The sequence below is a fragment of the Streptomyces sp. SID14478 genome, assembly GCF_010548525.1.
Lineage (GTDB): Bacteria > Actinomycetota > Actinomycetes > Streptomycetales > Streptomycetaceae > Streptomyces.
The window spans coordinates 1-503 of sequence record NZ_JAAGMG010000420.1; the positions used below are offsets into that span (position 1 = coordinate 1).

Below are 503 nucleotides of genomic sequence, written 5' to 3' on the forward strand. Positions count from 1 at the left end.
CCCGTGCTCCCGGAGGCGGCGGCCCGTCCCTTGCCGGACCTGGAACTGCTGCGGGCCGGGCTCGTCGGGGCCGGGCAGCTGCACCCGCTGGTCGCCGCCGCGCTGGCCCACGAAGGCGCGGGCCGCGGGCCGGACCCCGAACCCGAACCCGGTGATCCGCACCGGGTGGAGTGCCGGGGCGAGGTCCACCGGATCGCGTTGCGCGACGGGGTGCTGACGGCGGTCGACCACGACCCGGACCAACTGCGCCGGGAGGAGCTCCTCGTGGCCCTCGGCGGTCCGCCGCTGCCCTGTCTGCGGGCGATCGACGCGGTGCACCGCACCCCGCAGGCGCTGCCCGCGGTCCGGGAGCGGCTGCGGCACGGCGACCTGTCCGGGGCGCTCACCGTGGTCGAGGGGCTGCTCGGTCCCGCCGCGGTCCTGCGGGACGGTCCGCTGCGGGACGAACTGGAGTCGGCCGCGGCCCGCCGCGTCGACCACGGACTGTTCCGCGCGGGGCTGCA

The 503-nt window shown here is 78.5% G+C and carries 1 pseudogene; it reads left to right on the forward strand.

The annotated features are described in order from the left end of the window. Positions 1 to 503 (forward strand): annotated as a pseudogene (locus G3I40_RS13560) (hypothetical protein); the annotation flags it as partial.